The organism is Pseudomonas sp. Irchel s3f19, assembly GCF_900187555.1.
GTDB classification, from domain to species: Bacteria; Pseudomonadota; Gammaproteobacteria; order Pseudomonadales; family Pseudomonadaceae; genus Aquipseudomonas; species Aquipseudomonas capeferrum.
Genome location: NZ_FYDW01000006.1, coordinates 112736 through 136875, shown reverse-complemented (window position 1 = coordinate 136875; position 24140 = coordinate 112736). Strand labels below are relative to the sequence as shown.

The window sequence follows — 24140 nt, the reverse complement described above, 5'->3', positions numbered from 1 at the left end:
GCTCCGTCAGGCCTTTTCCACGTTCACCAGGAACGCTTTGTATTCCGGGGTGTTGGTGTTGGAATCACCCACGCCTGGGGTCAGCGTGTTGGCCAGAAAACCCTTGCGGGTAGCGCCTTCGAAGCCCCAGTGGCAAGGGATGCCGATGGTGTCGACCATCTGCCCGGCAACCTCCAGGCGCTGGACCCGCTTGGTGACCACCGCCTTGGCCTTGATGTAGCCGCGCTTGGTGGTCACCCGCACCAGGTCGCCCTGGACGATGCCCTTCTCCTTGGCCAGCACTTCGCCGATCTCGATAAACTGCTCGGGCTGGATGATCGCGTTGAGCCGCGAGTGTTTGGTCCAGTGGCGGAACAGCTCGGTGATCGAATAGGTGGTGGCCACGTAAGGGAACTCCTCACGGCTACCCATGCGCGCCCGGTCGCTTTCGTACAGCCGTGCGGTCGGGCTCTTGCTGACATTGGGGTGCAGCGGATTGGACACCAACGGGCTTTCGATCGGTTCGTAATGCTCAGGGAACGGCCCATCGTTCATGGCGCCGACCGAGAACAGCCGCCCTACCCCTTCGGGCAGCATGATGAACGGGTTGACGTCGCTGCCGGGCGCGGCGGTAACCGGGTAGTCCGGCACATCGCTGCCAGCCCAGCGGCTGCCATCCCAGGCAATGATCTGGCGCTTCGGGTCCCAGGCCTTGCCCTGAGGGTCGGCCGAGGCACGGTTGTAGAGGATGCGGCGATTCTGCGGCCAGGCCCACGCCCAGCCCGGCGTGCAGCCCAGGCCGCTGTCGGCGTTGTCGCGGCGGGCCATCTGGTTGCCGGCTTCGGTCCAGGAACCGGCGAACACCCAGTTGAAGCAGGCGGTACTGCCGTCGTCACGCAATTGGGCGAAGTTGTCCAGCAACTGGCCCTTGCGCAGCACCAGGTTGCCCTTGTCGTCATGCAGGTCGGCCAGGGCGTAGCCGTTGGACTCCTTGGCGACTTCCTCGGGTTCTGGGTCGTAGGGGTTCTTGTAGTCCCAGGCCATGTTCAACACGGGCTCCGGGCACACGCCACCCTCGCGGCGATACAGCTCGCGCAGCTTCATGAACAGATGGCCGAGGATCTTGCCATCGTGCCAGGCTTCACCCGGTGGCGCCGCGCCGGCCCAGTGCCATTGCAGCCAACGGCTGGAGTTGACGATCGAGCCGTTCTCTTCGGCGAAGCAGCTGGAGGGCAGGCGGAAGACCTCGGTCTGGATGGCTGCCGGGTCGACGTCGTTGGACTCGCCATGGTTCTGCCAGAAGCTCGATGTCTCGGTCGCCAGCGGGTCGATGATCACCAGGAACTTGAGCTTGGCCAAGGCCTCGGCAGCCTTGTTCTTGTCCGGGAAGGCCGCGATCGGGTTGAAGCCCTGGGCAATGTAGCCGTTGACCTTGCCTTCGTACATGCGGTTGGAATAGTTGAGCACATCGTAGCTGTCGTCCCACTTGGGCAACCAGTCGAAGCCCCAGTTGTTCTCGCGGGTGGCCTGGTCGCCCCACAGGCTCTTCATCAGGCTGATGAAGAACTTGGGTGTGTGCTGGTAGTAGTTGACCTGCCCCGGCAGCTGGGCGCTGGGGGTGGTTTCCTTGAGGTAGGTTTCAACGCTGGTCTGGTTGTCGGACGGCAGGTTCATGTAACCCGGCAGGCGTTGCGACAACAGCCCCAGGTCGGTATAGCCCTGGATGTTGGAGTGCCCGCGCAGGGCGTTGACGCCGCCACCGGCCATGCCGATATTGCCCAGCAGCAGCTGGATCATGCCCGAACCGCGGATCATCTGGGCGCCCGTGGTGTGGTGGGTCCAGCCCAGGGCATAGAGGAAGGTCGCAGTCTTGTCCGGTGCGCTGGTGCTGGCAAGGATCTCGCAAATCTGCAGGAAATCGTCCTTGGGCGTTCCGCACAACTCGTTGACCCGCTCCGGCGTGTAGCGGCTGACATGCTGCTTGAGCAGGTTGTACACGCACCGCGGGTGGCTGAGCGACATGTCGCGCTTGGCAAAGCCCTGCTCGTCGAGCTCGTAGGCCCAGGAGCTGCGATCGTAGCGCCGGGTGCCTGCGTCGTAACCGCTGAACAGGCCGTCGTCGAAACTGTAGTCGCTGCGCACGATCAGGCTGGCATTGGTGTAGGCACGCACGTACTCATGCTGGATACGGTCGTGGCTGATCAGGTAATTCACCACCCCCATGAGGAAGGTGATGTCGGAGCCGGCGCGGATCGGCGAGTACAGGTCGGCCACCGAGGCGCTGCGGTTGAAGCGCGGGTCGACCACGATCACCTTGGCGCCGTTGCGGATCTTCGCCTCGATCACCCACTTGAAGCCCACCGGGTGCGCTTCGGCGGGGTTGCCGCCCATGATCAGCACCACGTTGGCGTTCTTGATGTCCACCCAGTTGTTGGTCATGGCGCCACGGCCAAAGGTCGGTGCCAGCGCCGATACGGTCGGGGCGTGACACACCCGGGCCTGGCTGTCGGTGCCGAGGATGCCCAGGGCGCGAGTGAAGCGCTGATCGAGCGAGCCGGTTTCGCTGCTGGCCGCCGAGGAACAGAGCATGCCGGTGGACAGCCAACGGTTGACGGTTACGCCCTTGGCGTTCTTTTCGATGAAGTTGGCATCGCGGTCGTCCTTCATCAACCGGGCGATGCGCTCGATGGCATGGTCCCAGCTGATGCGCTGCCACGTGTCCGAGCCTGGCGCGCGGTACTCCGGGTACAACAGGCGCTGTTCGCTGTGGATGTAGTCCACCAGCCCCGCCCCTTTCGGGCACAGCGAGCCCCGGCTGACCGGGTGGTCCGGGTCGCCTTCGATATGGAAGATGCGCGCCTTGGCGTTCTTCGCACCGTCGCCCAGGCTGTACATGAGGATGCCGCAGCCTACCGAGCAGTAGGTGCAGTTGTTGCGTGTCTCTTTGGCGCGCAACAGCTTGTATTGGCGTGACTGGCTGGCATTGGCCACCGCCGGTGCAAAGCCCAGCGACACGCTGGTCGCTGCCGCCGCCCCGGCCGTGCAAAGTTTGAAAAATTGTCGTCTGCCAAGTGCCATGGGCATCTCCTCATCTAAGCCCGGCTCGGTACCGGGCGAACAGGCGTTACTTATCAACGGGTGTTATCGGCAAGTCGTTCTAGTTGGGTGACGGGCACTAATCGGCGGCAATAGGTATTTGCAGTGCGTTGATATAAACGCAACTTGTTGGCAAACACTAAATGGGCCGTGGCATCACTCGTTTATCAAGGCGCCCCTTGTAGGCCGCGGCCGCCATTGTAGTGGCAGGATGCCGCAGGGACCAATTGACCGGCTTGATCGCTTGATAAGTTTTATCGATCAATACACTGCGATGGCAAATAACTGCATAACTGTATTGATCCAGATCAATAAACGGACTCGGCAACTCGATAAACCCATGAATCAATACGACTAAAGTTATTTTCCCTTACAAATTATTATTAGCAGGCTGTATTCTGGGTGCAGCTGCACTCCCCCCTGCGGCGTCTCGTCGCAGGCCAATGCCCCTTGGGCAAATCGATGCAAGCACGTAGAATCGCGCTTCCTTTTCGCCCGTCGCCTTGAACGGTGGCAACCGGCAGCAACGACAGAGTCCGTGCCTGAACACATGAACGCACATGTGAAATAGGCTCAACCCACCCCGCCCGGCCCAGTTCTTCCAAGGCCCAGCGGTTGAGTCTTGCCCAGGTCGCATCCCTCCCAGGCACATCCGTGCAGCCTCTTGGCCCCTTATCGGGCCATGTCGGCGTGCGCGTCCGAAGAGGCGCTCATTCCGCTCATCCACCTTGAGGTACATATGTCTCCGCGTTTGCTGGCCATGGCGCTGGCGCCCCTGCTCGGGCTGTTTATCATTGCCCTGGGCAACGGCTTCATGTCTTCCCTGACCACCCTGCGCCTGGGCGCTGCCGGTGAATCGGCAACCACCATCGGTATCGTGTCGTCGAGTTACTTCATTGGCCTGACCCTTGGCGCGATCTTCAATGACCGGCTGATCCTGCGCATCGGCCATATCCGCGCCTACACCAGCTTCGCCTCGCTGATCGCTGCAACCATCCTGCTGCAAGGGATGTTCTACGACACGACCTGGTGGTCGATCCTGCGTTTGATCAACGGCTGGGCCGCGGTGGGCGTATTCCTGGTGATCGAGAGCTGGCTGCTGCTGGCCGGCGACGCGAAGATCCGGGGCCGCCTGCTGGCGCTGTACATGATTGCCTTCTATGGCGCTGGCGTGATTGCCCAGGCAGGCCTTGGCGAGATCACTCGCCTGGGCGATACCGCACCGTTCATGCTCGCTGGCATGCTTGCGGCGCTGTCGGTGCTGCCGATCGTGATCCTGCCGCGGGTATCGCCGCTGCTGGACCAGGTCGAGCCACTGAAACCGCGGCAACTGCTGGGGGTCGCACCGTCGGGCCTGGTCGGCTGCTTCGGTTCGGGCGTGGCGATTGCCGGCATCTATGCCCTGCTGCCGCTGTACCTGCAGCGCATCGGCCTGGACGTGGGGGAAGTCGGCAACATGATGGCCTGGGTCATCCTCGGTGCCATGCTGCTGCAATACCCGGTTGGCCGCTGGTCTGACCGCAAAGACCGCCAGGACGTGCTGATTGCCCTGGCCGGGCTGTGCGTGGTGCTGTCGTTGATCACGGTGTTCCTGCCGTCTGAATCGTCATTGCTGCCCGCGATGCTGTTCCTGCTGGGTGGCGGGGTGTTCGCCCTGTACCCGGTGGCGGTCAGCCACGCGGCCGACCGTGCACCGTCCGACGCCCTGGTGCCGATGATCCAGGGCTTGCTGCTGATCAACTCGCTGGGCTCGGCGCTGGCGCCATTGGCGATTTCGCCGATGATGACGTCGTTCGGCGAAGCGGGGCTGTTCTGGGCCTTTGCGGTGGTCAACTTGGGGATGGTGAGCTTCTTCCTGTGGCGCCGTGGCAAGCGCCCGGCGGCGGAGCACCCGGCACCGTTCACCGCCTCGACTACCTTCTCGCCCACCGGCGCGGAGCTGCGGGTGACCGAAGACCTGATGCATGCGGCGCAGGAGCATCCGCCGCTGGAACCCGTGGAAAGCACCCGCCCCGACCCCATCCGCTAATCGCTTTTTGTAGGAGCGGCCTTGCGTCGCGAACGGGCTGCGCAGCAGCCCCGGGATTTCAGCTTGGCCGCAGAGATTGCCGGGGCTGCTGCGCAACCCGTTCGCGACGCAAGGCCGCTCCTACACAAGGCGCAATCCCGGGAGTGCATGACCACCCGTCGCCCGAAGGGCACCGCGCCGGCGCTGCCCGGCCAAACGAATGACAGATCATCCGCAAGGGAGATACACCATGATCCGCATTCGTCCCCTCTCGCTGTGCCTGGCTCTGGCCTTGGGCGTCATCAGCGGCACCAGCTTTGCCGCCACCGAGCCCACCAATACCGACAGCCACCCGCAGACCGATCAATCCGGCGGCAAGACCGCCGGTGATGACAGCAGCGTCAACAGCCCCGGCAGCGGCCAGGACAACGACAGCAGCAACACCGGCACCAGCACCGATGCCGCAGACGGCGCCAGTGGCGGCTCCAACAGCACGGGCGAGGCCACAGGCTCGGGGGCTGGCAGCAGCGGCGGCACCGCCGAGGACCAGGACAGCCGTTAAGGCTAGCCTGGACTACACTGCGCCCCATTGCCCTGCCAAGGAATTGCCATGAACATCAAACCGTGGCTGCTCGCAGCCCTGCTGCCGTGCAGCGCACTGGCCGCAGGGCCGGGTTCTGGTGCGCTGTCGATCAGCTCATCCTCGTTCACTGACGGCGGGGTGATCGCCTTGCAACAGATCGGGCCAGACCCGGCCTGTGGTGCCGGTGAGGAACGCACGCCGCAGTTGAGCTGGGACAACCTGCCCGCAGGCACCCGCTCGCTGGCGTTGGTGATGTTCGACCCCGATGGCGGCAAGGGCCTCGGGGTGGTGCACTGGATCGCCTACAACATCGACCCGGCCCTGGATGGCTTGAAAGAAGGTGTGGCCGGGCAAACCACCCATGCCGTGACGGTGGGGCGCAATTCCCGCGGCACGGCCAGCTATCGAGGCCCCTGCCCGCCCGCCGGGGACAACCCGCACCACTACGCACTGACCTTGATCGCCACCGACCTGGCACCCGGCATCCTGCCAGCTGAACTGGACCGCAATGGGCTGCTTGAATTGCTGCAAGGCCATGCACTAGGTGCGCAAACCTTGGTAGGGCGTTACGGCCACTGATATTGGCAGTAATAATCTGCCCCATAGCATTTACCCATTGAACGGCGCGCCCGATCTGCAGTAAGCTCGGGCTCATTCACTGGAGAGCAACATGCCGAAACACACCTGCAATCACGCCAACCACACCGGTCGCCCCCTGCGCCCTGTGCTGGCCGTTGCCGGTAGCATGGCCCCTGCCAGCTTTTATTTTGGGTATTGGTTTAGCCACTAGGCGCCGCTGATACCTACACGGCGCCCACTTTCGAGGGGCCGCCGAACATGAGAATACTCAAACCCCCGGTCGGCTCCCCGACCGGGGGTTTTGCTTTTCAGGCCTTTGAACAACACCGATTCATATTGAGGACAGATCCATGAACTACGCCACTTATTACTCCGCAAGCACCTATGCCTGGCGATTTAGCCAATCCCGTTCGGGCCAGCCTGCCGCCTCCGTTCGGTCCCTCAAGGGTGGCAACGCTGCAGACAACACACACTCAACGATCTGTCGAACACCTCGATAGGGCCGACCGCGCGGGCCACAACCCGCCGTCCGCCCAGGGAAAAACGCCATGCAAGCCTCGAACCTCGCCCTGCCCCTGACCCAACCGCAAGCTGCCAATACCACCGTCAGCCAGCGCCTGCCCAGCCCGCACCTGCTCAAGCAGCAAATGCCGCTGACCGCTGAACTCACCCAGCAAGTTCATGCCCATCGCCAGGCCATCCGCGCCATTCTCGAAGGCCGCGACGAGCGCCTGCTGGTGGTAGTCGGCCCATGCTCGATCCATGACCCACGCTCGGCCCTGGAATACGCCGACCGCCTGGCCGCGCTGAGCCGCGAGGTGGACGGCAAGCTGCTGTTGGTGATGCGCGCCTACGTCGAAAAACCCCGCACCACGGTGGGCTGGAAAGGCCTGGCCTACGACCCGCGCCTTGATGGCAGCGATGACATGCATGCGGGTATCGCCCTGTCGCGCGGCCTGATGTTGAACATGATCGAGCGCGGCCTGCCGATTGCCACCGAACTCTTGCAACCGATGGCTGCGGGCTACTTCGACGACCTGCTAGGCTGGGCCGCCATCGGCGCGCGTACCACCGAGTCGCAGATCCACCGCGAAATGGCCAGCGGCCTGGATTTGCCCGTAGGTTTCAAGAACGGCACTGACGGCGGCATCGGCGTTGCCAGCGACGCCATGCGCAGCGCCGCCCACCCGCATCGCCACTTCGGCATGGATGCGCAGGGCTACCCGGCGATCATCGAGACCCTCGGCAACCCCGACACCCACCTGGTGCTGCGTGGCGGCCACAAGGGCCCGAACTACGATGCGGCAAGCATCGCCCAGGCCCGCCAGGGGCTGGCCAAGGTCGGTTTACAGGCGCGGATCATGGTCGATTGCAGCCATGCCAACAGCGGCAAGGACCCGGCGCGTCAGCCAGCGGTGTTCGAGGACGTGCTGGCGCAGCGCCTGGCCGGTGACCGCTCGATTGTCGGTGTGATGATCGAAGGGCACCTGTTCGATGGCTGCCAGGCCTTGGGCAAAGGTACTTTGAAATACGGCGTGTCGATCACCGACGGTTGCCTGGGCTGGGCCGCCACTGAAACGCTGTTGCGCGAGGCTGCACAAAAACTGTAGGAAGCCACCAGCAAGCCTTGCGAGACATTTCCCGAACAAGTGCGCTAGGCTTGCATTTTTACCCTAAGGAGCAGTACCCATGGCCCGTGCCACAGCCCGCCACATCCTGGTCAGCAGCGAAGAGAAGTGCAACGAACTCAAGACCCAGATCGAAGCGGGTGCCGACTTCGCTGAAGTCGCCAAAACCAACTCCACCTGCCCTTCCAGCCGCCAAGGCGGCGACCTGGGCTCGTTCGGCCCAGGCCAGATGGTGAAGGAGTTCGACACCGTGGTCTTCAGCGCGCCGCTGAACGTTGTCCAGGGCCCGGTGAAGACCCAATTCGGTTATCACCTGCTGGAAGTGACCAGCCGTCAGGACTGATGCCACGTTGTTCCTCTGGAACGACGTATCACCTGTAGCAGCACCGGCGTGCTGCTACCGGGGCTTGTATCGCCTGGGCTGGCTGGCATTGGCACTGTGCCTGGGTCAGCCCGCCCACGCCGGGCCCAGCCACGCCTTGACCGTCTATGGCGAAGCCCCCCGCTATAGCGACACCTTCCGCCATTTCGACTACACCAACCCCGACGCCCCCAAGGGCGGCATGCTGCGCCGCTCGGCCCTCGAGATTGGCCAGTTCGACCACATTCTTCCGTACATCGACAAAGGCACCGGCGTCAGCGAAGTCGATGGCTGGCTGTACGCGCCGCTGGCCGTGCGCGCGTTCGATGAACCCTACACCGTTTATGGCCTGATCGCCCGGCGCATGGAACGCGGCCCCGAAGATGCCTGGCTGCGCTTCGAGATCGACCCGCGCGCCACCTTCGCCGACGGCAAGCCGGTGCGCGCCGAAGACGTGCGCTTTACCTTCGAGCTGCTGATGCGCAAGGGCAGCCTCAAGTACCGCACGCAGTTCGCCGATGTCGTCGGGGTGACGGTCGAAAGCCCCCATCGCGTGCGCTTCGACTTCAGGCAAGGCCATGGCCGCACCCTGCCGCTAGACTTGGCGAGCCTGCCGGTGCTGCCCGAGCATGACTGGCAGCAGCGCAACTTCGCCAACGGCGGCGGCTTCGAGCGGCCGGTGGGCAGCGGCCCATACCGCATCGGGGCTATCGATAATGGTCGCAGCATCACCTTTGAACGGGACCGCAACTGGTGGGCCAAAGACCTGCCTGTCAGCCGTGGCCGCTTCAACTTCGACAAGCTGCGTATCGAGTACTTCGGCGACACCGAAGTGGCGCGCCAAGTACTCAAGGGCGGCGGCTACGACTACAACCGCGAATTCTCCGCCACCGGCTACACCCTAGGCTACAAAGGCGCACAGCTGGACGACGGCCGCCTGCAGCGGGCACACCTGGGGCCGGCCAAACCGCAAGTCGCCCAAGGTTACGTGTTCAACCTGGACAAGCCGCAGTTCCACGACCGCCGCGTGCGCCAGGCGCTGGGCATGCTCTGGGACTACGAGTGGAGCAACCGGCAGATGATGCGCAACCTCTACATCCGCCAGCAGAGCGTGTTTTCCAACACCCCGCTGGCAGCCCGCGAACTGCCGGACGCCAGCGAGCTGGAACTGCTGGAACCGTTGCGCGGCAAGGTGCCTGATGAAGTCTTCACTCACGTATTCACAGCCCCGGTCACCGATGGCTCTGGCATTGTCCGCACTCAGCAGCTGCAAGCGCTGGCCTTGCTTGAGCAAGCCGGCTGGCGCCCCGAGGGCGATCGCCTGGTGAACACCCACGGCGAGCCGCTGGAATTCACCTTCCTCAATGGCCAGGCTGGCCTGGAGCGCCTGCTGCTGCCCTGGAAGCGTAACCTGGCGCAGATCGGTGTCGCCCTCAACATCCGCAATGTCGACTCGGCCCAGTACGTCAACCGCCTGATGGCGCGTGACTACGACATGATCGTCACCGGCTACCCGGTGACGCTGTCGCCCGGCGCCGAGCTGTACAACTACTTTGGCTCGCAAGCGGCCCACGACCCCGGCTCGAACAACCTGATGGTGCTCCAGGATCCGGCCGTCGACAGCTTGGTCGATGGCCTGGTGCGCGCCAGTACGCAAACCGACATGCTGCGCCATGCCCATGCCCTGGACCGCGTGCTGCAGTGGAACTACTACTGGATCCCCAACTACTACCCACCCGGCAGTTCCACGCTCTGGTGGAACCGCTTCGGCCTGCCCAAGGTGCAGGCCACCTATGACGAAGGCCTGGACACCTGGTGGGAAGTCAGCCCTACCGCGCTGACCAACGCGCAGATGGCCGAGCGCAGGAAGGCCACCCCATGACCGCCTATGTGCTGCGTCGCCTGTTGCTGATCATCCCGACCCTGCTGGCGATTTTGTTGGTCAACTTCGCCATCGTCCAGGCCGCGCCGGGCGGCCCGGTAGAGCAAGCGGTGGCGCGGCTGCAGGGCATCGGCGGCGGCGCGCCAGGCGTGCGTGCCGAAGGGGTGCACAGCGAATCGCGGGCCACCCGTGGCCTGGACCCGAAACTGATCGAAGAGATCAAGCGCCAGTACGGCTTCGACAAGTCAGCCCCCGAGCGCCTGTGGCTGATGCTCGGCCAGTACACCCGGCTCGACTTCGGCCAGAGCTTCTTTCGCGGGGCCAAGGTCACCGACCTGATCCTCGACAAGCTGCCGGTCACCTTGTCACTGGGCTTCTGGGCCACGCTCATCACCTACTGGGTGTCTATCCCGTTGGGCATCCGCAAGGCCGTGCACCACGGCAGCCGGTTCGATGCCTGGAGCAGCGGGTTGATCGTGATCGGCTATGCCCTGCCCTCGTTTCTGTTCGCCTTGTTGCTGATCGTGCTGTTTGCCGGAGGCACGTCACTGAACTGGTTCCCGGTGCGCGGCCTGGTATCGGAGAACTTCGACCAGCTGAGCCTGCTGGGCAAGGTCGCCGACTATTTCTGGCACCTGGTGCTGCCGGTCGGTGCGCTGGTGATCGGCGGTTTCGCCACCCTGACGCTGCTGACCAAAAATGCCTTTCTCGACGAGATTTCCCGCCAGTACGTGGTCACCGCCCGGGCCAAGGGCCTGAGCGAGCGCCGCGTGCTCTACGGCCATGTGTTGCGCAATGCCATGCTGCTGGTGGTGGCCGGGCTGCCCCAGGCGTTGATCACGGTGTTTTTCGCAGGGTCGCTGTTGATCGAAGTGATCTTTTCCCTCGATGGGCTTGGACGGATGAGCTATGAGGCAGCCGTGTCGCGCGACTACCCGGTGGTGTTCGGCACGCTGTTCATCTTTACCCTGGCAGGGCTGTTGATCCGCCTGATCGGCGACTTGTGCTACACACTGCTCGACCCGCGCATCGACTTCGACACGAGGGCCAACTGATGCTCTCGCCCGTCTCGCGCCGCCGCCTGCAACGCTTTCGCCGCAACCGCCTTGGCTGGGTCTCGCTGTGGCTGTTTGCCGGCCTTTTGCTGCTGAGCCTGGGCGCGGAGCTGGTGGCCAATGACAAACCCTTGCTGCTTGGCTACAAAGGCGAGCTGTACACCCCGGCGCTCAAGCGTTACACCGAGCAGCAATTCGGCGGCCAGTTGCCGTTTCAGCCGGACTACCGCAGTGCCTACGTGCGCCAGTTGATCGACAGCCAGGGTGGCTGGATGCTGTTCGCACCGATCCCGTTCAGTGCCGACACGCCGAACTACGATTTGCAAGTACCGACCCCCAGCCCGCCCAGCGCAGCCAACTGGCTGGGCACCGATGACCAGGGACGTGACGTGCTGGCGCGGGTGCTGTACGGCACACGGGTGTCGCTGCTGTTCGCCTTTGCCTTGACTGTGGTCAGCGTGCTGATTGGCGTGACCGCAGGGGCGCTGCAGGGCTATCACGGCGGTTGGGTCGACCTGCTCGGGCAGCGCCTGCTGGAAGTATGGTCGGGCTTGCCGGTGCTGTACCTGCTGATCATTCTCAGCGGCTTCGTCGAGCCGGACTTCTGGTGGTTGCTGGGGATCATGGCGCTGTTCTCCTGGCTGGCCCTGGTCGATGTGGTGCGTGCCGAGTTCCTTCGGGGGCGCAACCTTGAGTACGTCAAAGCCGCGCGCGCGTTGGGGCTGCCCGACAGCCAGGTGATGCTGCGGCACATCCTGCCCAATGCCATGAATGCCACGCTGACGTATGTACCGTTCATGTTGACCGGGGCGATCACCACCTTGACCGCGCTGGACTTTCTGGGCTTCGGCATGCCGGCCGGGAGTGCTTCGCTGGGCGAGTTGGTGACCCAGGGCAAGCAGCACCTGGAGGCCCCTTGGCTTGGGTTTACCGCGTTTTTCGCGCTGGCACTGGTGCTGTCGTTGCTGGTGTTCATCGGCGATGCACTGCGCGAGGCGTTCGACCCACGCAGGTAACAGCCGCCCCAGACAGTTTGATCACGTAGACAGGGAGCATCCGCATGACCCTCAAAGGCAAGATTGCACTCGTCACCGGTTCCACCAGCGGCATCGGCCTGGGTATTGCCCAGGTGCTGGCCGGCGCTGGGGCCGACATTCTGCTCAATGGTTTTGGCGACCCGGCGCCGGCACTGGCCGAAATCGCCCGCCACGGCGTGAAGGTCGCCCACCACCCCGCCGACCTGTCGGACGTGGCGCAGATCGAAACCCTGTTCGCCCTCGCCGAACGGCAATTCGGTGGCGTGGACATCCTCGTCAACAACGCCGGTATCCAGCACGTGGCCCCGGTGGAGCAGTTTCCGGTCGAAAGCTGGGACAAGATCATCGCCCTGAACCTGTCGGCGGTATTCCACGGCACCCGCCTGGCCCTGCCCGGCATGCGCGCGCGCAACTGGGGGCGCATCGTCAATATCGCCTCGGTGCATGGCCTGGTCGGCTCCACCGGCAAGGCCGCCTACGTGGCCGCCAAGCATGGCGTGGTCGGCCTGACCAAGGTCGTGGGGTTGGAAACCGCCACCAGCAATGTCACCTGCAATGCCATCTGCCCAGGCTGGGTGCTGACCCCGCTGGTGCAAAAGCAGATCGACGATCGCGCCGCCAACGGTGTGGACGCGCAGCAGGCACAACAGGACCTGCTGGCCGAGAAGCAACCTTCATTGGCCTTCGTCACCCCCGAGCAGTTGGGCGAGCTGGTACTATTTCTGTGCAGCGAGGCCGCAAGCCAGGTCCGCGGTGCCGCCTGGAATGTCGATGGCGGCTGGTTGGCCCAGTGAGGGCCGGCCTTGATCTGGCAAAGGTCTCGCACCTTTCAACTGCAAGGAGGCCTTAATGCGCCCAATCACACTCTCCGCGATCCTGACCTTGACCCTGGCTGCTGCCGCTCCGGCGATGGCCGCCAGCTTGAAGGACGTCGCGCCCTATCCCGAGGCGGAAAAAGGCTACACCCGGCAGGTCATCCACCTGCCCGACCAGGCCGATGAGTCGGCCTACAAACTGGAAATACTCGCCGGCAAGACGCTCAAAGTCGACTGCAACCGCCAGCACCTGGGGGGCAACCTCGAAGAACGTACCCTTGAAGGCTGGGGCTACAACTACTACCGTCTGGACAAGGTCGCCGGCCCCGCCAGCACGCTGATGGCCTGCCCGGATAGCAAGAAGACCGACGCGTTTGTGCCCGTAGTCGGTGAAGGCTTCATGCTGCGCTACAACAGTAAGTTGCCGGTAGTGGTGTATGTGCCCAAAGGGGTCGAGGTGCGCTACCGCGTATGGTCGGCTTCGCAAGACGTGCAAAAGGCAAAAGTGGAGTAAGCACGTTGCACGATCAGGCATAATGGCGCCCTTTTTTTACCCCGAAGCACAGGTGCCCCATGAAAGCTCAAGCCCGCCACATCCTGGTCAAGACCGCTGACGAAGCCGAAAAGCTCAAGCAGCGCATCGCCAATGGCGAGGCTTTCGACGTGCTGGCGAAGAAGTTTTCCATTTGCCCGTCAGGCAAGCGCGGCGGTGACCTGGGTGAGGTGCGCCCCGGCCAGATGGTCGGGGCGATCGACCAGGTGATCTTCAAAAAGCCGCTGCGCGTGGTGCACGGGCCAATCAAGAGCAAGTTCGGCTACCACCTGGTGCAGACCTTCTATCGCGATTGACCCTGCCCTCACGCGCCGTCTTAGCGGCGCGCCGCCAGCAGACCAAGGCCAGCGCAGCCCAGCAAGGCGGCGCTGACCCGGTTGAACAGCCGACGCGGCCCTGGCTGGCTGAACCACCGCTGCATGTAGGTGCCAAGGCCTGCATAAATGGCGATGGCCGCCCACTCCAGCAGCAGGAACATCACACCCAGCCACAAAAACTGCTCACTGACCGGCGTGGCGCTGCCGACCGATACGAACTGGGGCAGGAAGGCCGTGAAGATCAGAATGGCCTTGGGGTTGCCCGCTGCCACCCAGAACTCTTGCCGCGCCAGGCGCCAGGTGCCGCGTGGATGGTCGGCCGCGACTACGGCCTCAGCCACCGGTGCCCGCCACAGCTGCCAGGCGATGTAGAACAGGTAGGCAGCGCCGACCACCTTGATGGCGAGAAACAGGTATTCGCTGGTATGCAGCACCACCGCCAAGCCCATGGCGGCCAGCGCGATCATGCCGCTGAAGGCGACAATGCGGCCACCGCCGGCCACGCAGGCCGTGCGCAGGCCATAGCGGCTGGCGTTGTGCAAAGACAGCAGGTTGTTGGGCCCGGGCGCCATGTTCAGGGCGAAGCAGGCAGGGATGAACAGCAGCAAGCTGGAAAGGTCCATTTTTATTTTCCTATGACATCAAGCGTTTATTTCGACGGCTGACGCGCGCGGGGTCAAGCTACAGCCAGGCGAAAAAACTGTATGGGTCACCTGCAGCTGTTAAGCTTTTGCCCTTGCCGAGGACCCCATCATGCCCCGCTCACAAGCCTCTGTCTGGCGCGATGCTGCCCTGCCCTTCGTCGAAAGCCGCCGCGCCTGCCACAGCCGGGCCTGCTACAAGGCGCATAGCCATCCAACCTTCTCCATGGGCGCAGTCGATGCCGGCTTCAGCCTTTTTACCGGCGCGGGCCGTGCTACGGAGCGCCTGACACCCGGCACCTTGGTGATGGTACCGGCAAGGCGTGTGCACGCCTGCAACCCTGAGCCGGGGCAGGCCTGGAGCTACCAGATGCTGCATGTGGATGCCGGCTGGTTGACGCACCTACGTCAGGAGTCTGGGCTGCGCGGTGCACGACCTGGCGAGCCGGCCCGCATCAGCCGCGCGCCCGCCCTGTACCGTCAATTCTGCGCACTGAATGCACTGCTGTTCTCCACGGCCAGCCATGGCGAGAAAGAGGCGGCGCTGATTGCCTTCATGGGCGATCAGGATTTCTGCGTACACCCCACACTGGAGGCGGAACCCGCGCTGGGGGCGTCCATGCTCAGTGGGCTGGTCGAGCGTATAGAAGCAGCCGACCCCGCACGCTTGAGCCTCGATCTACTGGCCCGGGAGTCGGAGCTGGGGCGCTATCAGTTGATCCGTGCGTTCCGCGCCGCAACCGGGCTGACCCCGCATGCCTACCTGCTCAATGCCAGGGTCAACCGGGGCCGGCAGTTGCTCAACCAGGGCCAGGCGTTGGCGGAGGTCGCCTACCAGCTCGGGTTTGCCGACCAAAGCCATTTTCAGCGGGTGTTCAAGGCGCATGTGGGGGTGACGCCGGGGCAATACCGGGGCACGCAATAATCTTCAATACGCTCACCCGGCACGGCGCCAGACTGCGGCTTTCCCCAGCCGGAGTCGTCCCGTCCATGGAGCAGTTGCTGATCATCGCCCTCGCCCACTTCCTTGCCCTGCTTTCACCCGGCCCGGACTTTTTCCTGGTCGCCCGCACTTCGGTCAGCGGCGGTTGGCGAATCGCCAGCGGCGCCTGCCTGGGCATCGCACTGGCCAATGGCGCCTTCATCGCCATGGCGTTCACCGGCCTGTCGATACTGCGTGAAGGTAGCCCGCTGTTCATTGGCTTGCAGCTGGCCGGCGCGGCCTACCTCCTGTACATCGGCACGCAGTTCTTGCGCTACGCGGGGCGCTCCAGCCTGGCCGCTGTAGCCGACAGCGGGGCCGTGCCGGGCTTGTGGCGCAGCTTCGTGCTGGGGTTTCTGTCGGGCATTCTCAACCCCAAGAACGCCCTGTTCTATGCCAGCCTCGCCAGCATGGTGGCCAACAGCAGCGTCGGCTGGAAAGTGGTCTATGCGAGTTGGATGTTCAGCATGGTACTGCTCTGGGACCTGCTGGTAGCCGTGGCCATCGGCAATCAACGCGTGTTGCAGCGTTTCGCGCGCTCCTTGCCATGGCTGGAACGGGCCTCAGGGGTCATGCTGATCGTGTTGGCAGTGGGGCTGGCCCTGCACCTTGCCCGGGGCTGACCAGTTCAAGGGTTGCCAGGTCGATCAGGCTGAAATGGCCATTGGCCCAACCGCCGGTATCCAGATGCCAGACATTGCCCAGCAGCTTGGCTTGCAGCACGGGCGTGTGCCCGACCAGCAAGGCGCGGACACCGTGCACGGGTTGGGTGTCGCCCTCCTTGAGCCGGCGCCGCGACCATTGGCAAACTTCACGCACTTCGGGGTCGTCATCCAGCTCCAGCCAGGTGCGCAGAACGGCCCAGTCGGCGAACGGGCTGTCGGCATGCAACAGGCCGATCAGCCCCCGCTCGTTTTCGACCTCCATGGCGATCGGCAATTGCTCGAAGCGTTCGACGAAACGCACCTGCTCGCTTCTGGGCAGGTCGAGAAACCAGCCACCACCGGCGGCGCGATACATCTGCAGGTCGAGCCGGCCACCGCGCAGGTAGGTAATCGCCAGCGCCTCATGGTTACCTTGCACCGCGTGGAACCAAGGCCGGTCCAGCCATTGCAGCGCCGCTTCACTGTAAGGGCCACGGTCGACCAGGTCGCCGACGCTGAACAAGCGGTCTACCGCTGGGTCGAACCCGGCCTGCTCCAGGCACATCACAAGGCGCCCGAAGTGCCCGTGGATGTCGCCTACCGCCAGGTCGCGCCCCTGGGTATTGGCGGCTAGCCGTAGAAACCGACTCATGACAATCTTCCTCTGCTGGCGCCAGCCTGGCAGGCGTAGAATGGCGCTACACGCAAACCGCCCCGGAGGTGCATCATGCGTACCGCCCTTGTGTGTGCCGTGCTCATGGCGCTGTCACTGGACAGCATGGCACAAGGCGCCCCGGCCGCGCAGGTCGAGGTGCATTTTGACCGCCCCGGGAAATTTCGCGATGCCAGCCTCGACAGCCCCGGATACGAGCGCGGGGCCGATGCCTATGTCATGAAGAGCCTGACCGAGTACCTGCAGAAGCTCGGCCAGCGCTATTTGCAGGCGGACCAGCAACTGGTCATCAACATCCGTGACATCGACCTGGCTGGCCGCTTCGAGCCTTGGCACAGCCGTGCCTACGATGTGCGCTTCATGCGCGAAATCACCTGGCCGACCATCGACCTCAGCTACACCCTCAGCCAGCCCGGCAAACCTGCCCAGCAAGCCCAGGAGCGGGTCAGCGACAAGATGTACCTCAGCCGCCCCGGGCGCGTAACCAGCAGCAGCGACCGCCTGTACGCCGAAAAGGCCATGCTGAACGACTGGTTCCGCCAGCGCTTCGCGCCGCATCCGGCTTCCTGAAAAACCCTTCACTGGTACAGGTGTTGCTGCCGAGAGTATGCTCGGCCTTTCGGCCTGTACCAGGGAAGGAGCTATTGATGAAACTTTGCGCCGTGCAATTGGCATCGCTCAAGGGCGACCTACAGGGCAACCTCGAACGCCACCTTGTCTGCATCGAGCAGGCGGTGGCGCTGGGTGCCGAGCTGGTGGTGTTTCCTGAACTGTCGCTGACCGGCTACGAGCCGACCTTGGCCCGCCAGGTCGCCCTGCCGCTGTCTTCGTCGCGGCTGGACCCGCTACAGGCGCTGTGCGATCGACATGGCATCACGGTCGCCGTGGGCCTGCCCTTGCCGACACCTGACGGCGTCCAGATCGGCATGCCGATCTTCAGCCCGGGTGCGCCTCGCCAGGCCTATGCCAAACAACGCCTGCACAGCGACGAACTGCCCTACTTCACCACAGGTGATCAGCCCTTGCTCCTGGACGTGGCTGGGCATCGGGTGGCGCCCGCCATTTGTTACGAGTCGATGTTCATCGAACATGCGGCAGAGGCTCACGCACAGGGTGCGCAGGTGTACCTCGTGAGTGTGGCGAAAACGGCCAAGGGTATTCGCGAAGGTCATGAGCACTACCCCGAGGTCGCGCGCCAGCTGGGCCTTGGCGTATTGATGGCCAACTGCGTGGGGCCGGCCGATACCTTCATTGGCGCAGGCGGGTCGGCGGCCTGGGACAGCCAAGGCCGACTGCTGGCCAGCCTGGATGACCGCTGCGAAGGGCTGATCGTGCTGGATACCGCCAACGCCAGCGCGTCTGCCGTACCTTTGAGGGCACTCCCTGCGTGAAGTATCTGTTAGTAATGCTGGCGAGCTACGCGTCGACTCATTACCTGGTCGGGTTGTTGATCCAGGGCCAACTGGCCAATATCGCCGAAGGCCTGCGCCACCGGCCCGATGCCCCGACACCTGGCGAGTACCTGCGCGAGGTCAGGCCGCAGGCACGACGGGCCCACAGGCAGTACACCGTGATGGCTGGCTCAGCGCTTGCGCTGGTGGCTTGCCTGATCGCGAGTTGGTTTGGCTGATCGATGCCTTGCTGTGGCCCGGCTCAAAGCGCCAAGGCCAGGCTCTGTCGCCCTTCCAGCGCCAGCAGGTATTGCTTTGCCGCAAGCCCGCCGGCAAAGCCGGTAAGGCTGCCCGAAGCGCCGATCACCCGATGGCATGGCGCAATGATCGAGATCGGGTTGCGCCCATTGGCTGCGCCCACCGCACGGACCGCGCTGGGGTTACCGATCTGTCGGGCGATGTCGCCGTAACTGCGGGTTTCGCCGAAGGGAATGGCCAGCAATGCAGCCCACACTTCACGCTGAAACGGCGTGCCGGCGAAGTCCAACGCGAGGTCGAAGCAGCGTCGCTTACCGGCGAAGTACTCGCCCAACTGGCGGGCGGTGTCCAGCAGAACCGGGCAGTGATCATCGCGATGAAGGGCGCCGAGCCGCACGCGGTTCTCCCGCTCCTCCTCCCACAGCACCGCTGCCAGCCGCTCGCCGCGGGCCACCAGCGTCAGCGTGCCGACGGGGGATTGCATCAAGGTGAAGGCACTGGACATAGGGGAGGTTCCTGCTGGCTGCGTTGCGGTCAGCGCACTCTACCCATGCCCAAGGCCGCACGCACCCGCTTTCTTGCTCAACCAATCGCGCAACCGGCAATGCGCCTGGCTTCGGACAGGTTGACCTTGGGGATCAGCTCGGTCGGAATACGCGAAGCCGCCGACAGGTTGTAGACGTGAAAGTGCTCATTGACCACTTGCCGCGCCATCAGCGTCAGTGACGGCAGGATACGGCTGTCCCAGTGCTGGTCCAGGCCGCAGGGCGAGTGTTCACCTTCGGCGGTTTCGTAAAAGCGCCCTACCGTCTGATCAAGATCTACGCCCACCAGCAACACCTCTTCAAAACCCAGGTGATACGCCAGTTGCAGGGCCACATAAGCGACCGTGCGGGCATCGAAAAAGCCCTGCGACAGGTCTTTGCTGAAGGCAATCGAGCGGGCTCGTTTGCTCCACAACGCTCGGTTGCAGACACAACTGTCACCGTGCCCGCGCATACCGTCGAGCAAGCCTGGCGTGTGCGCCTTGTGCAAGGCATAGCATTCGCTGGCGGCGGGAATATCGGCACCTTCGAACTGCTCTGGCCATAACGCCAGGCGCTGGCTGTCACGCAAGGCGGTGGCGAACAGTGCTGGTTGCTGTTGGCCAAAGCTCTTGTCGGTGCACACGTAAAAGAACGGCTTCACGCCATGCTCGGCAGTCATGGCAACTGAACCATTCATGGCGATGATCGGTAGATGGGCAAATTCGCCCAGGGGGAAATGCTTGGCTGAGGCGCCCGAAGCCAGAATTACCACGGGGCCTTGCTGGGTATTGCGACACGCCTCGAAACTGGAGAACGCCCCGCGTTCAGCGCTTGGCTGCGACGGAAGTGTGTTCATCATTGGCTACTTTGGACTGGACAGTACAAAACACGATACCGGTCCTTGTACGCGCAACGGACGCTTTTACATAAGCCTTACACAAAGCGACTGAAGGGTCTAAATCTGTCCAAAAACTAAGTGCACACCGTTTTCCACACAGGTGCTGTGTCATTCAGACCTACGCATTCTCTACGCGTTCCCCGCCCTTCGGCCTGCCTGTGCATTTTTGCCACTTGAACTATTCGTCGTTTCTTCATGAGTCTCCTTGATGGTTACCCATTGCGAGACTAATACTTAAGTCTCTGCCTGGGGAGGCACGAAACATGCAACCAAGATTCGTTATCGTTCCGGCGGTACCCATCGAAAAGGAGTCCTTCCGCATCGCTAGCCGCTACTACGCGGCTACCGTAAGCGGCGGCTTCGACATCTATGACAACTTGGCGAAGGAGCGGCTGAAACCCAGCTACCCGAGCAGAACCGATGCGCAGATGCAGTGTGAGCGGATGAACAACAAGCTCGAAATGAGATGATTGGCATACAGTGCAAGGCCAGTCAGCCAGAGACCAACATGGGCAGCGCGGATTACTGACCTCAGTCCAGACACTCCCTGGCCGCCAGGCGCAGCTTGTCGCCTGACAGGAAGCTGCCCTTGTAGAACGTTGCCCGGCTGCCGTCACGTACGTCGACTACCTCCAGCACATCGTCAGAGGCCACCGCGCTGGGCGCCGTCAACCGATAGCCGTGGGCGATGGACTTCTGGTTGGCAAGTGGCGCCAGTGCTCGCCACTTCGGCATCACGCACGCGGCAAACTGCGCGGGGGTTTTATGGGTCAGCTTGCTGGCTGTGGGTTTACCTGGCGTTGCGCAACCGGCAAGGCTGGCAGCCATGAGAGCGCTGAAGAAGATACGAAATGTAGGCATTTGCAATTGGCCATTAGGGGTACGCGGCATTCTACCGAGGGTTGCGCACGGGTACCAATCAACCAAGGTCGTGGCCATTCAGCCTTTGTCCATGCCTGAGCATGTTGCTTGAGTACAAGCGCGCTGGCACCTGTCAATTCTGCCAGTAGCGAAAACCGTAAAGGGGGAAGATAGTTTGCCTTGCGGATGTTCATCCAGCCGGTACAAAGCGAGGACCTACCCTATGCCAACCGACCGCACGCGTTTCTTCTACCAGAACGGCAGCCTCCACACATTGAAGACGGGCGACGAAAGCCGCGTCATCTTTCGTAGTGCAGACATGCCACTTGCAGAGTTGCAGCCTGACACTGTGCAAGGCACTGGGTTGTTGGCTACGGATGATAAAGGCTCAGTGCTCCAGGTGCAGGGTGGCGATATCGAAACGTCAGACACGGACCCCGCTTAGCGTTGAAACAAACCGTGGAAAACACGAGACAGCTGGACTTGCCACACCCTCTTCAATGGTGTGTGATGATGCGTTTTACAGCTTGATCAGCGCAGGACGCCCATGCCTCAAATTGACTGGCTAGAAAACCATATGAACCATTGCGACACTTTCGCTCAATGGATTCATCAGCAATTCCAGTATGAGTTCGAGGACATTGACCTCGCCCAATGGCAGTTGGACTTCGCGCAAGGCCAGGGCAATGGCCAATGGCAATGCCTGGTCGCACTGGATCAAGGCCACTTGCTGGGTGGCGCTGCCCTCGCCAAGGAAGACCTGCCGTCCCGCCCGGAGCTAGGCCCCTGGCTAGCCTGCGTATTCGTGGACCCGGCAGCCAGAGGTGCCGGTATCGCCGAGCAGTTGATCGAGGGCATATGTACCCACGCACGTGACACCGGCGTAGAAACCTTATACCTGCACACCAGTGACAAACAGGCTTACTATGCCAAGCGTGGCTGGGCGGTGATCGAGCAGTTCGAGGCCTGGGGCAAGGCGCAGTGGCTGATGTCGCGATCGCTTCGCTGAGCCTGCGCCCAAACGATGCCGCAGCGAGGCCCAACTGGGCCGTAGACGCACACTTCAAGGAACGCAGCCAAGATCATGGAACCGCTTCAAACCATCAAATCAGACCTCGTCAAAACGGCCGACCACCTCAATGCACTCAGCAAGGCCATGACCGGGCATGCCAAGTTCATGGAGGCCAGAGCGACTCCGGAAACCAAGATCGATGTACGCGCTCATATCAAGTCCATCGACGGCGTCGCCGATGAGTTGAGGTCAGTTGCCGCAAAAATCACAGACACCGCTCTACCCGCTACTTCGAACAGGCAAATTGCTCGTTGACAGGCATCGCATCGCTCGCGATACGCCGTGCTCGGCCTACGCCCCAGGCCAAAGCGCGAGTCATCGACTCGCCTGGGCGCGAATCGAATGCCTCTTCATGAATCGCCATGCCGCTAGTGGCATAAACACCGATGAACATCTGCGTGCTGCCTGTTCGCGACAGTCGCACCTGGACATCGATGTAGGTTCCATCGTTTAACGTTTCGTCGTGTGACCGATGGTGAAGCGTTGGGTCTGCCCAGCCCCAGAAAACGTCGCCGCGAATCCGCATGTCGCCCCTCCTACGACTTTAGTTGTATGCGTAAATGCCACCATAGCCAAAGCCAAACGGCACGCAACTGTACTTAGTCGGAATGAGAGCTGAATCGGACAACTGGCTGTCAGGCGAAAGCGAAGTCATTTTCGCCTCTGCAATATCAACGCCTCAGGGTTTACCGTCCAGCTCTGGCGGCCATGCGCTCATGAAGATGATGACCCCAGGTATGGAGAGCGCGAGCAAGTACTGCCCAGGGTGAACCACCACACCAATGGCCCAGACCGCCATCACAGCCCCGCCGACAATACGCCGCTGTCGGGGCGTGAAGCGCTTTTGAAAGGTTTCCAGTTTTTTACGCCAAGCCATTACCCATTCCTTTGCACGCTCAGGTCCATTGCGTCGGCGCGTGGCTACGTTACAGATTCTTCAATCTTGCTCCGTCAGCTCACAGACACCATTAGCGCGACCCTTGCCGGTGTACGAAACGCCCGGCGATCCGTCAGGGTTAACCATGATCGATACGGTTACCCCACTGCCCTTGGCTTCGAAGTACGTGTCACTGAATTTCTTCAATTTTGCTTCCTTGCCATTGATGTACACAGGGCCGCCCTCATCGGCATGCACCTCGATATTCCCCGGGCATGTGGCATTGACCAGCGGGATCTGCGCATTGGCGATACCCGCAATGGAACACAACGCCGCACCTAGCAGTAACTGCTTCATTAAAACCTCCTGAGTTGCCGGGCTATGAAAATTCTAGAATTAGCCCAGCGCGAATGATCGCGCAACCCCTTCGTTCGGCCACTTCAGGTCGCCATCCGTCAGTCCCGTGGCACCCTGTCCCCAGCCCATGGCCCAAGAGATGTACTCACTCGAACGGGAGATACATCATGAAACGGACACCTCCGCATACCCTGCTGCTCGCCCTTTGCCTGGGCGTCATTACCCCTATGGCCTTCGCGACCAGCGATATGAACGACAACGGCGCAGGCTCGCCTGGTACGCCAGGCGCAAATAGCGGCCAAGGTAGCCCTAGCGGCGGCGGAGCAAGTGGCTCTGGTACGCCGGCAGATGCCATGGGCACCGGAGCAGGCACAGAAAGAAACGGAACCGACAAAACAGGCGGCGATGGGACTGATCACACGGGTTCGGGTAATAGCGGTACCGCCGGCCCGGGGAGTAGCACCGGCGGCAGTGGTACGGGTAGCAGCGGTGCCGGTGGGGGCGCAGGTGGCAGCGGTGGGGCAAGCGGTGGGTCGGGTGGCGGCGGAAGTTAAGCTCGCGGCTGCAACTTACACCGCGTCCGGCTCTACCAGCCACTTCTTGAATTTCGCCGGAGAGCCGGCATAAAGCGCATTGGCGACAACATCCTCAGTCACCACACTGTTGGCCGCAACCACACTGTTCTGGCCAATGTTGACGCCCGGCAATATCACGGCGCCCGCGCCTATCCATGCATTGTCGCCCACGGTGATCGGCGCAATGTAGTCGTTGCTCTTGCGCCGATCCGGGTGGACATCGTGGCTGGTCGTGCACAGTCGTACCTGTGGTCCCAGCATCGCCTTGCGCCCAATGCGGATAGTTGCCTCGTCGAGTAACACGCAACCGCTATTGATAAACGCGCCCTCGCCCAGTTCCAGGTTGCCGCGCTCGAAGTAGATCGGTGGGCGAATGACAACGCTGCCTTCAGTGCGAATACCCGCCTTGGCCATAAGGCGATTAGTCTGCTTCTTGCCCAGATCATGGGTATCCAGCAATCGCATGAACTGGCGTGGGGTCAAGCTACGTT

General features: G+C 62.7%; 30 protein-coding genes. 20 read left to right on the top strand and 10 right to left on the bottom strand.

Translation table 11 applies throughout. The annotated features are described in order from the left end of the window. Positions 1-6: 6 nt before the first annotated feature. Entirely contained in the window at positions 7-3057 is a 3051-nt protein-coding gene (gene fdnG, locus CKW22_RS16345) for a formate dehydrogenase-N subunit alpha (RefSeq protein ID WP_077068421.1), read from the bottom strand. Between the two features lie 757 nt (positions 3058-3814). Here fdnG and CKW22_RS16340 point away from each other — a divergent pair. From CKW22_RS16340 to CKW22_RS16290, 11 genes are all read left to right on the top strand, one after another. Further along, positions 3815-5104 (top strand): MFS transporter, encoded by a 1290-nt coding sequence (locus tag CKW22_RS16340; RefSeq protein ID WP_033698075.1) that lies wholly within the window; start codon positions 3815-3817, stop codon positions 5102-5104. A 229-nt stretch (positions 5105-5333) separates the two neighbouring features. Beyond that, positions 5334-5645, top strand: a complete 312-nt coding sequence (locus tag CKW22_RS16335; RefSeq protein WP_033698082.1) for a hypothetical protein — start codon at positions 5334-5336, stop codon at positions 5643-5645. A gap of 48 nt (positions 5646-5693) precedes the next feature. Then, positions 5694-6245 carry a YbhB/YbcL family Raf kinase inhibitor-like protein gene (locus CKW22_RS16330; RefSeq protein WP_095064422.1) on the top strand — a complete coding sequence of 184 codons (552 nt, stop codon included), beginning with the start codon at positions 5694-5696 and terminating at the stop codon, positions 6243-6245. A 548-nt stretch (positions 6246-6793) separates the two neighbouring features. Beyond that, positions 6794-7855 (top strand): 3-deoxy-7-phosphoheptulonate synthase, encoded by a 1062-nt coding sequence (locus CKW22_RS16325; protein ID WP_095064421.1) that lies wholly within the window; start codon positions 6794-6796, stop codon positions 7853-7855. A 79-nt stretch (positions 7856-7934) separates the two neighbouring features. Continuing rightward, on the top strand, positions 7935-8216 hold the full coding sequence (locus CKW22_RS16320; RefSeq protein ID WP_033698087.1) for a peptidylprolyl isomerase: 282 nt from the start codon (positions 7935-7937) through the stop codon (positions 8214-8216). Positions 8217-8280: 64 nt separating this feature from the next. Next, positions 8281-10116 (top strand): extracellular solute-binding protein, encoded by a 1836-nt coding sequence (locus CKW22_RS16315; RefSeq protein ID WP_256577306.1) that lies wholly within the window; start codon positions 8281-8283, stop codon positions 10114-10116. After that, positions 10113-11171: a microcin C ABC transporter permease YejB gene (locus CKW22_RS16310; protein WP_033698089.1), complete on the top strand. Its 1059-nt coding sequence runs from the start codon at positions 10113-10115 to the stop codon at positions 11169-11171. Before CKW22_RS16315 ends, CKW22_RS16310 begins: the two co-directional genes overlap by 4 nt. After that, a complete protein-coding gene (locus CKW22_RS16305; protein WP_033698092.1) occupies positions 11171-12187 on the top strand; it encodes an ABC transporter permease in 1017 nt (338 codons plus the stop codon). The genes CKW22_RS16310 and CKW22_RS16305 overlap by 1 nt, the downstream gene beginning before the upstream one ends. A gap of 44 nt (positions 12188-12231) precedes the next feature. Then, positions 12232-13002: a 3-hydroxybutyrate dehydrogenase gene (gene hbdH, locus CKW22_RS16300; protein ID WP_095064420.1), complete on the top strand. Its 771-nt coding sequence runs from the start codon at positions 12232-12234 to the stop codon at positions 13000-13002. Between the two features lie 55 nt (positions 13003-13057). Then, a complete protein-coding gene (eco, locus tag CKW22_RS16295; RefSeq protein ID WP_095064419.1) occupies positions 13058-13537 on the top strand; it encodes a serine protease inhibitor ecotin in 480 nt (159 codons plus the stop codon). Between the two features lie 59 nt (positions 13538-13596). Beyond that, positions 13597-13872, top strand: a complete 276-nt coding sequence (locus CKW22_RS16290) for a peptidylprolyl isomerase (protein ID WP_016499499.1) — start codon at positions 13597-13599, stop codon at positions 13870-13872. Between the two features lie 20 nt (positions 13873-13892). Here the strand turns inward: CKW22_RS16290 and CKW22_RS16285 are convergent, their stop codons facing one another. After that, positions 13893-14516 carry a LysE family translocator gene (locus CKW22_RS16285; RefSeq protein WP_033698098.1) on the bottom strand — a complete coding sequence of 208 codons (624 nt, stop codon included), beginning with the start codon at positions 14514-14516 and terminating at the stop codon, positions 13893-13895. Positions 14517-14646: 130 nt separating this feature from the next. Here CKW22_RS16285 and CKW22_RS16280 point away from each other — a divergent pair, with 130 nt between their 5' ends. After that, on the top strand, positions 14647-15459 hold the full coding sequence (locus tag CKW22_RS16280; protein ID WP_033698100.1) for an AraC family transcriptional regulator: 813 nt from the start codon (positions 14647-14649) through the stop codon (positions 15457-15459). A 65-nt stretch (positions 15460-15524) separates the two neighbouring features. Further along, positions 15525-16139 (top strand): LysE family translocator, encoded by a 615-nt coding sequence (locus CKW22_RS16275; protein ID WP_033698102.1) that lies wholly within the window; start codon positions 15525-15527, stop codon positions 16137-16139. Here the strand turns inward: CKW22_RS16275 and CKW22_RS16270 are convergent. Beyond that, a complete protein-coding gene (locus tag CKW22_RS16270) occupies positions 16087-16812 on the bottom strand; it encodes a metallophosphoesterase (protein ID WP_033698105.1) in 726 nt (241 codons plus the stop codon). The genes CKW22_RS16275 and CKW22_RS16270 overlap by 53 nt on opposite strands. A gap of 75 nt (positions 16813-16887) precedes the next feature. Here CKW22_RS16270 and CKW22_RS16265 point away from each other — a divergent pair, with 75 nt between their 5' ends. The 3 genes from CKW22_RS16265 (at position 16888) to CKW22_RS16255 (ending at position 18463) form a co-directional block, all read left to right on the top strand. After that, a complete protein-coding gene (locus CKW22_RS16265; protein ID WP_033698107.1) occupies positions 16888-17403 on the top strand; it encodes a DUF3016 domain-containing protein in 516 nt (171 codons plus the stop codon). A 77-nt stretch (positions 17404-17480) separates the two neighbouring features. Then, positions 17481-18224 carry a carbon-nitrogen hydrolase family protein gene (locus CKW22_RS16260; RefSeq protein ID WP_033698108.1) on the top strand — a complete coding sequence of 248 codons (744 nt, stop codon included), beginning with the start codon at positions 17481-17483 and terminating at the stop codon, positions 18222-18224. A 14-nt stretch (positions 18225-18238) separates the two neighbouring features. Continuing rightward, positions 18239-18463 (top strand): hypothetical protein, encoded by a 225-nt coding sequence (locus tag CKW22_RS16255; RefSeq protein ID WP_156310068.1) that lies wholly within the window; start codon positions 18239-18241, stop codon positions 18461-18463. 23 nt (positions 18464-18486) lie between these two features. On the opposite strand, the gene CKW22_RS16250 is transcribed toward CKW22_RS16255, so the two are convergent. Both CKW22_RS16250 and CKW22_RS16245 read right to left on the bottom strand, forming a co-directional pair. Then, a complete protein-coding gene (locus CKW22_RS16250; protein WP_033698112.1) occupies positions 18487-18987 on the bottom strand; it encodes a methylated-DNA--[protein]-cysteine S-methyltransferase in 501 nt (166 codons plus the stop codon). Positions 18988-19064: 77 nt separating this feature from the next. Then, entirely contained in the window at positions 19065-19865 is an 801-nt protein-coding gene (locus CKW22_RS16245) for an LPS biosynthesis protein (RefSeq protein ID WP_033698114.1), read from the bottom strand. A 305-nt stretch (positions 19866-20170) separates the two neighbouring features. On the opposite strand from CKW22_RS16245, the gene CKW22_RS16240 reads away from it, so the two are divergent. After that, entirely contained in the window at positions 20171-20377 is a 207-nt protein-coding gene (locus tag CKW22_RS16240) for a hypothetical protein (protein WP_033698116.1), read from the top strand. A 61-nt stretch (positions 20378-20438) separates the two neighbouring features. Here the strand turns inward: CKW22_RS16240 and CKW22_RS16235 are convergent, their stop codons facing one another. Continuing rightward, on the bottom strand, positions 20439-20798 hold the full coding sequence (locus CKW22_RS16235; protein WP_033700067.1) for a hypothetical protein: 360 nt from the start codon (positions 20796-20798) through the stop codon (positions 20439-20441). A gap of 193 nt (positions 20799-20991) precedes the next feature. Here CKW22_RS16235 and CKW22_RS27895 point away from each other — a divergent pair, with 193 nt between their 5' ends. From CKW22_RS27895 to CKW22_RS16220, 3 genes are all read left to right on the top strand, one after another. Further along, positions 20992-21213, top strand: a complete 222-nt coding sequence (locus CKW22_RS27895) for a hypothetical protein (protein ID WP_050506062.1) — start codon at positions 20992-20994, stop codon at positions 21211-21213. Between the two features lie 102 nt (positions 21214-21315). Continuing rightward, a complete protein-coding gene (locus tag CKW22_RS16225) occupies positions 21316-21777 on the top strand; it encodes a GNAT family N-acetyltransferase (RefSeq protein ID WP_047583065.1) in 462 nt (153 codons plus the stop codon). A 75-nt stretch (positions 21778-21852) separates the two neighbouring features. Further along, a complete protein-coding gene (locus CKW22_RS16220) occupies positions 21853-22095 on the top strand; it encodes a hypothetical protein (RefSeq protein WP_050506063.1) in 243 nt (80 codons plus the stop codon). On the opposite strand, the gene CKW22_RS27890 is transcribed toward CKW22_RS16220, so the two are convergent. From CKW22_RS27890 to CKW22_RS16195, 4 genes are all read right to left on the bottom strand, one after another. After that, positions 22067-22366 (bottom strand): hypothetical protein, encoded by a 300-nt coding sequence (locus CKW22_RS27890; protein WP_077068425.1) that lies wholly within the window; start codon positions 22364-22366, stop codon positions 22067-22069. The two genes, CKW22_RS16220 and CKW22_RS27890, sit on opposite strands and share 29 nt — an antisense overlap. A 153-nt stretch (positions 22367-22519) precedes the next feature. Continuing rightward, positions 22520-22717 carry a hypothetical protein gene (locus CKW22_RS16210; RefSeq protein ID WP_033698120.1) on the bottom strand — a complete coding sequence of 66 codons (198 nt, stop codon included), beginning with the start codon at positions 22715-22717 and terminating at the stop codon, positions 22520-22522. 60 nt (positions 22718-22777) lie between these two features. After that, positions 22778-23074, bottom strand: a complete 297-nt coding sequence (locus CKW22_RS16205) for a hypothetical protein (RefSeq protein ID WP_095064418.1) — start codon at positions 23072-23074, stop codon at positions 22778-22780. Between the two features lie 569 nt (positions 23075-23643). Then, the gene (locus CKW22_RS16195) at positions 23644-24114 is read right to left on the bottom strand and encodes a DapH/DapD/GlmU-related protein (RefSeq protein ID WP_095064417.1); all 471 of its coding nucleotides are present in this window, start codon (positions 24112-24114) and stop codon (positions 23644-23646) included. Between the last annotated feature and the right edge of the window lie 26 nt (positions 24115-24140).

Coding starts and splice junctions, on each gene's coding strand:
- CKW22_RS16310 (WP_033698089.1), top strand. CDS start 10,113: ATGACCGCCTATGTGCTGCGTCGCCTGTTGCTGATCATCCCGACCCTG.
- CKW22_RS16235 (WP_033700067.1), bottom strand. CDS start 20,798: ATGCCGCGTACCCCTAATGGCCAATTGCAAATGCCTACATTTCGTATC.
- CKW22_RS16290 (WP_016499499.1), top strand. CDS start 13,597: ATGAAAGCTCAAGCCCGCCACATCCTGGTCAAGACCGCTGACGAAGCC.
- CKW22_RS16240 (WP_033698116.1), top strand. CDS start 20,171: ATGCAACCAAGATTCGTTATCGTTCCGGCGGTACCCATCGAAAAGGAG.
- CKW22_RS16265 (WP_033698107.1), top strand. CDS start 16,888: ATGCGTACCGCCCTTGTGTGTGCCGTGCTCATGGCGCTGTCACTGGAC.
- CKW22_RS16210 (WP_033698120.1), bottom strand. CDS start 22,717: ATGGCTTGGCGTAAAAAACTGGAAACCTTTCAAAAGCGCTTCACGCCC.
- CKW22_RS16340 (WP_033698075.1), top strand. CDS start 3,815: ATGTCTCCGCGTTTGCTGGCCATGGCGCTGGCGCCCCTGCTCGGGCTG.
- hbdH (WP_095064420.1), top strand. CDS start 12,232: ATGACCCTCAAAGGCAAGATTGCACTCGTCACCGGTTCCACCAGCGGC.
- CKW22_RS16280 (WP_033698100.1), top strand. CDS start 14,647: ATGCCCCGCTCACAAGCCTCTGTCTGGCGCGATGCTGCCCTGCCCTTC.
- CKW22_RS16255 (WP_156310068.1), top strand. CDS start 18,239: ATGCTGGCGAGCTACGCGTCGACTCATTACCTGGTCGGGTTGTTGATC.
- CKW22_RS16325 (WP_095064421.1), top strand. CDS start 6,794: ATGCAAGCCTCGAACCTCGCCCTGCCCCTGACCCAACCGCAAGCTGCC.
- CKW22_RS16245 (WP_033698114.1), bottom strand. CDS start 19,865: ATGAACACACTTCCGTCGCAGCCAAGCGCTGAACGCGGGGCGTTCTCC.
- CKW22_RS16275 (WP_033698102.1), top strand. CDS start 15,525: ATGGAGCAGTTGCTGATCATCGCCCTCGCCCACTTCCTTGCCCTGCTT.
- CKW22_RS16320 (WP_033698087.1), top strand. CDS start 7,935: ATGGCCCGTGCCACAGCCCGCCACATCCTGGTCAGCAGCGAAGAGAAG.
- eco (WP_095064419.1), top strand. CDS start 13,058: ATGCGCCCAATCACACTCTCCGCGATCCTGACCTTGACCCTGGCTGCT.
- CKW22_RS16330 (WP_095064422.1), top strand. CDS start 5,694: ATGAACATCAAACCGTGGCTGCTCGCAGCCCTGCTGCCGTGCAGCGCA.
- CKW22_RS16305 (WP_033698092.1), top strand. CDS start 11,171: ATGCTCTCGCCCGTCTCGCGCCGCCGCCTGCAACGCTTTCGCCGCAAC.
- CKW22_RS16260 (WP_033698108.1), top strand. CDS start 17,481: ATGAAACTTTGCGCCGTGCAATTGGCATCGCTCAAGGGCGACCTACAG.
- CKW22_RS16195 (WP_095064417.1), bottom strand. CDS start 24,114: ATGCGATTGCTGGATACCCATGATCTGGGCAAGAAGCAGACTAATCGC.
- CKW22_RS16285 (WP_033698098.1), bottom strand. CDS start 14,516: ATGGACCTTTCCAGCTTGCTGCTGTTCATCCCTGCCTGCTTCGCCCTG.
- CKW22_RS16270 (WP_033698105.1), bottom strand. CDS start 16,812: ATGAGTCGGTTTCTACGGCTAGCCGCCAATACCCAGGGGCGCGACCTG.
- CKW22_RS16250 (WP_033698112.1), bottom strand. CDS start 18,987: ATGTCCAGTGCCTTCACCTTGATGCAATCCCCCGTCGGCACGCTGACG.
- CKW22_RS16205 (WP_095064418.1), bottom strand. CDS start 23,074: ATGAAGCAGTTACTGCTAGGTGCGGCGTTGTGTTCCATTGCGGGTATC.
- CKW22_RS16225 (WP_047583065.1), top strand. CDS start 21,316: ATGCCTCAAATTGACTGGCTAGAAAACCATATGAACCATTGCGACACT.
- CKW22_RS16335 (WP_033698082.1), top strand. CDS start 5,334: ATGATCCGCATTCGTCCCCTCTCGCTGTGCCTGGCTCTGGCCTTGGGC.
- CKW22_RS16220 (WP_050506063.1), top strand. CDS start 21,853: ATGGAACCGCTTCAAACCATCAAATCAGACCTCGTCAAAACGGCCGAC.
- fdnG (WP_077068421.1), bottom strand. CDS start 3,057: ATGGCACTTGGCAGACGACAATTTTTCAAACTTTGCACGGCCGGGGCG.
- CKW22_RS27895 (WP_050506062.1), top strand. CDS start 20,992: ATGCCAACCGACCGCACGCGTTTCTTCTACCAGAACGGCAGCCTCCAC.
- CKW22_RS27890 (WP_077068425.1), bottom strand. CDS start 22,366: ATGCGGATTCGCGGCGACGTTTTCTGGGGCTGGGCAGACCCAACGCTT.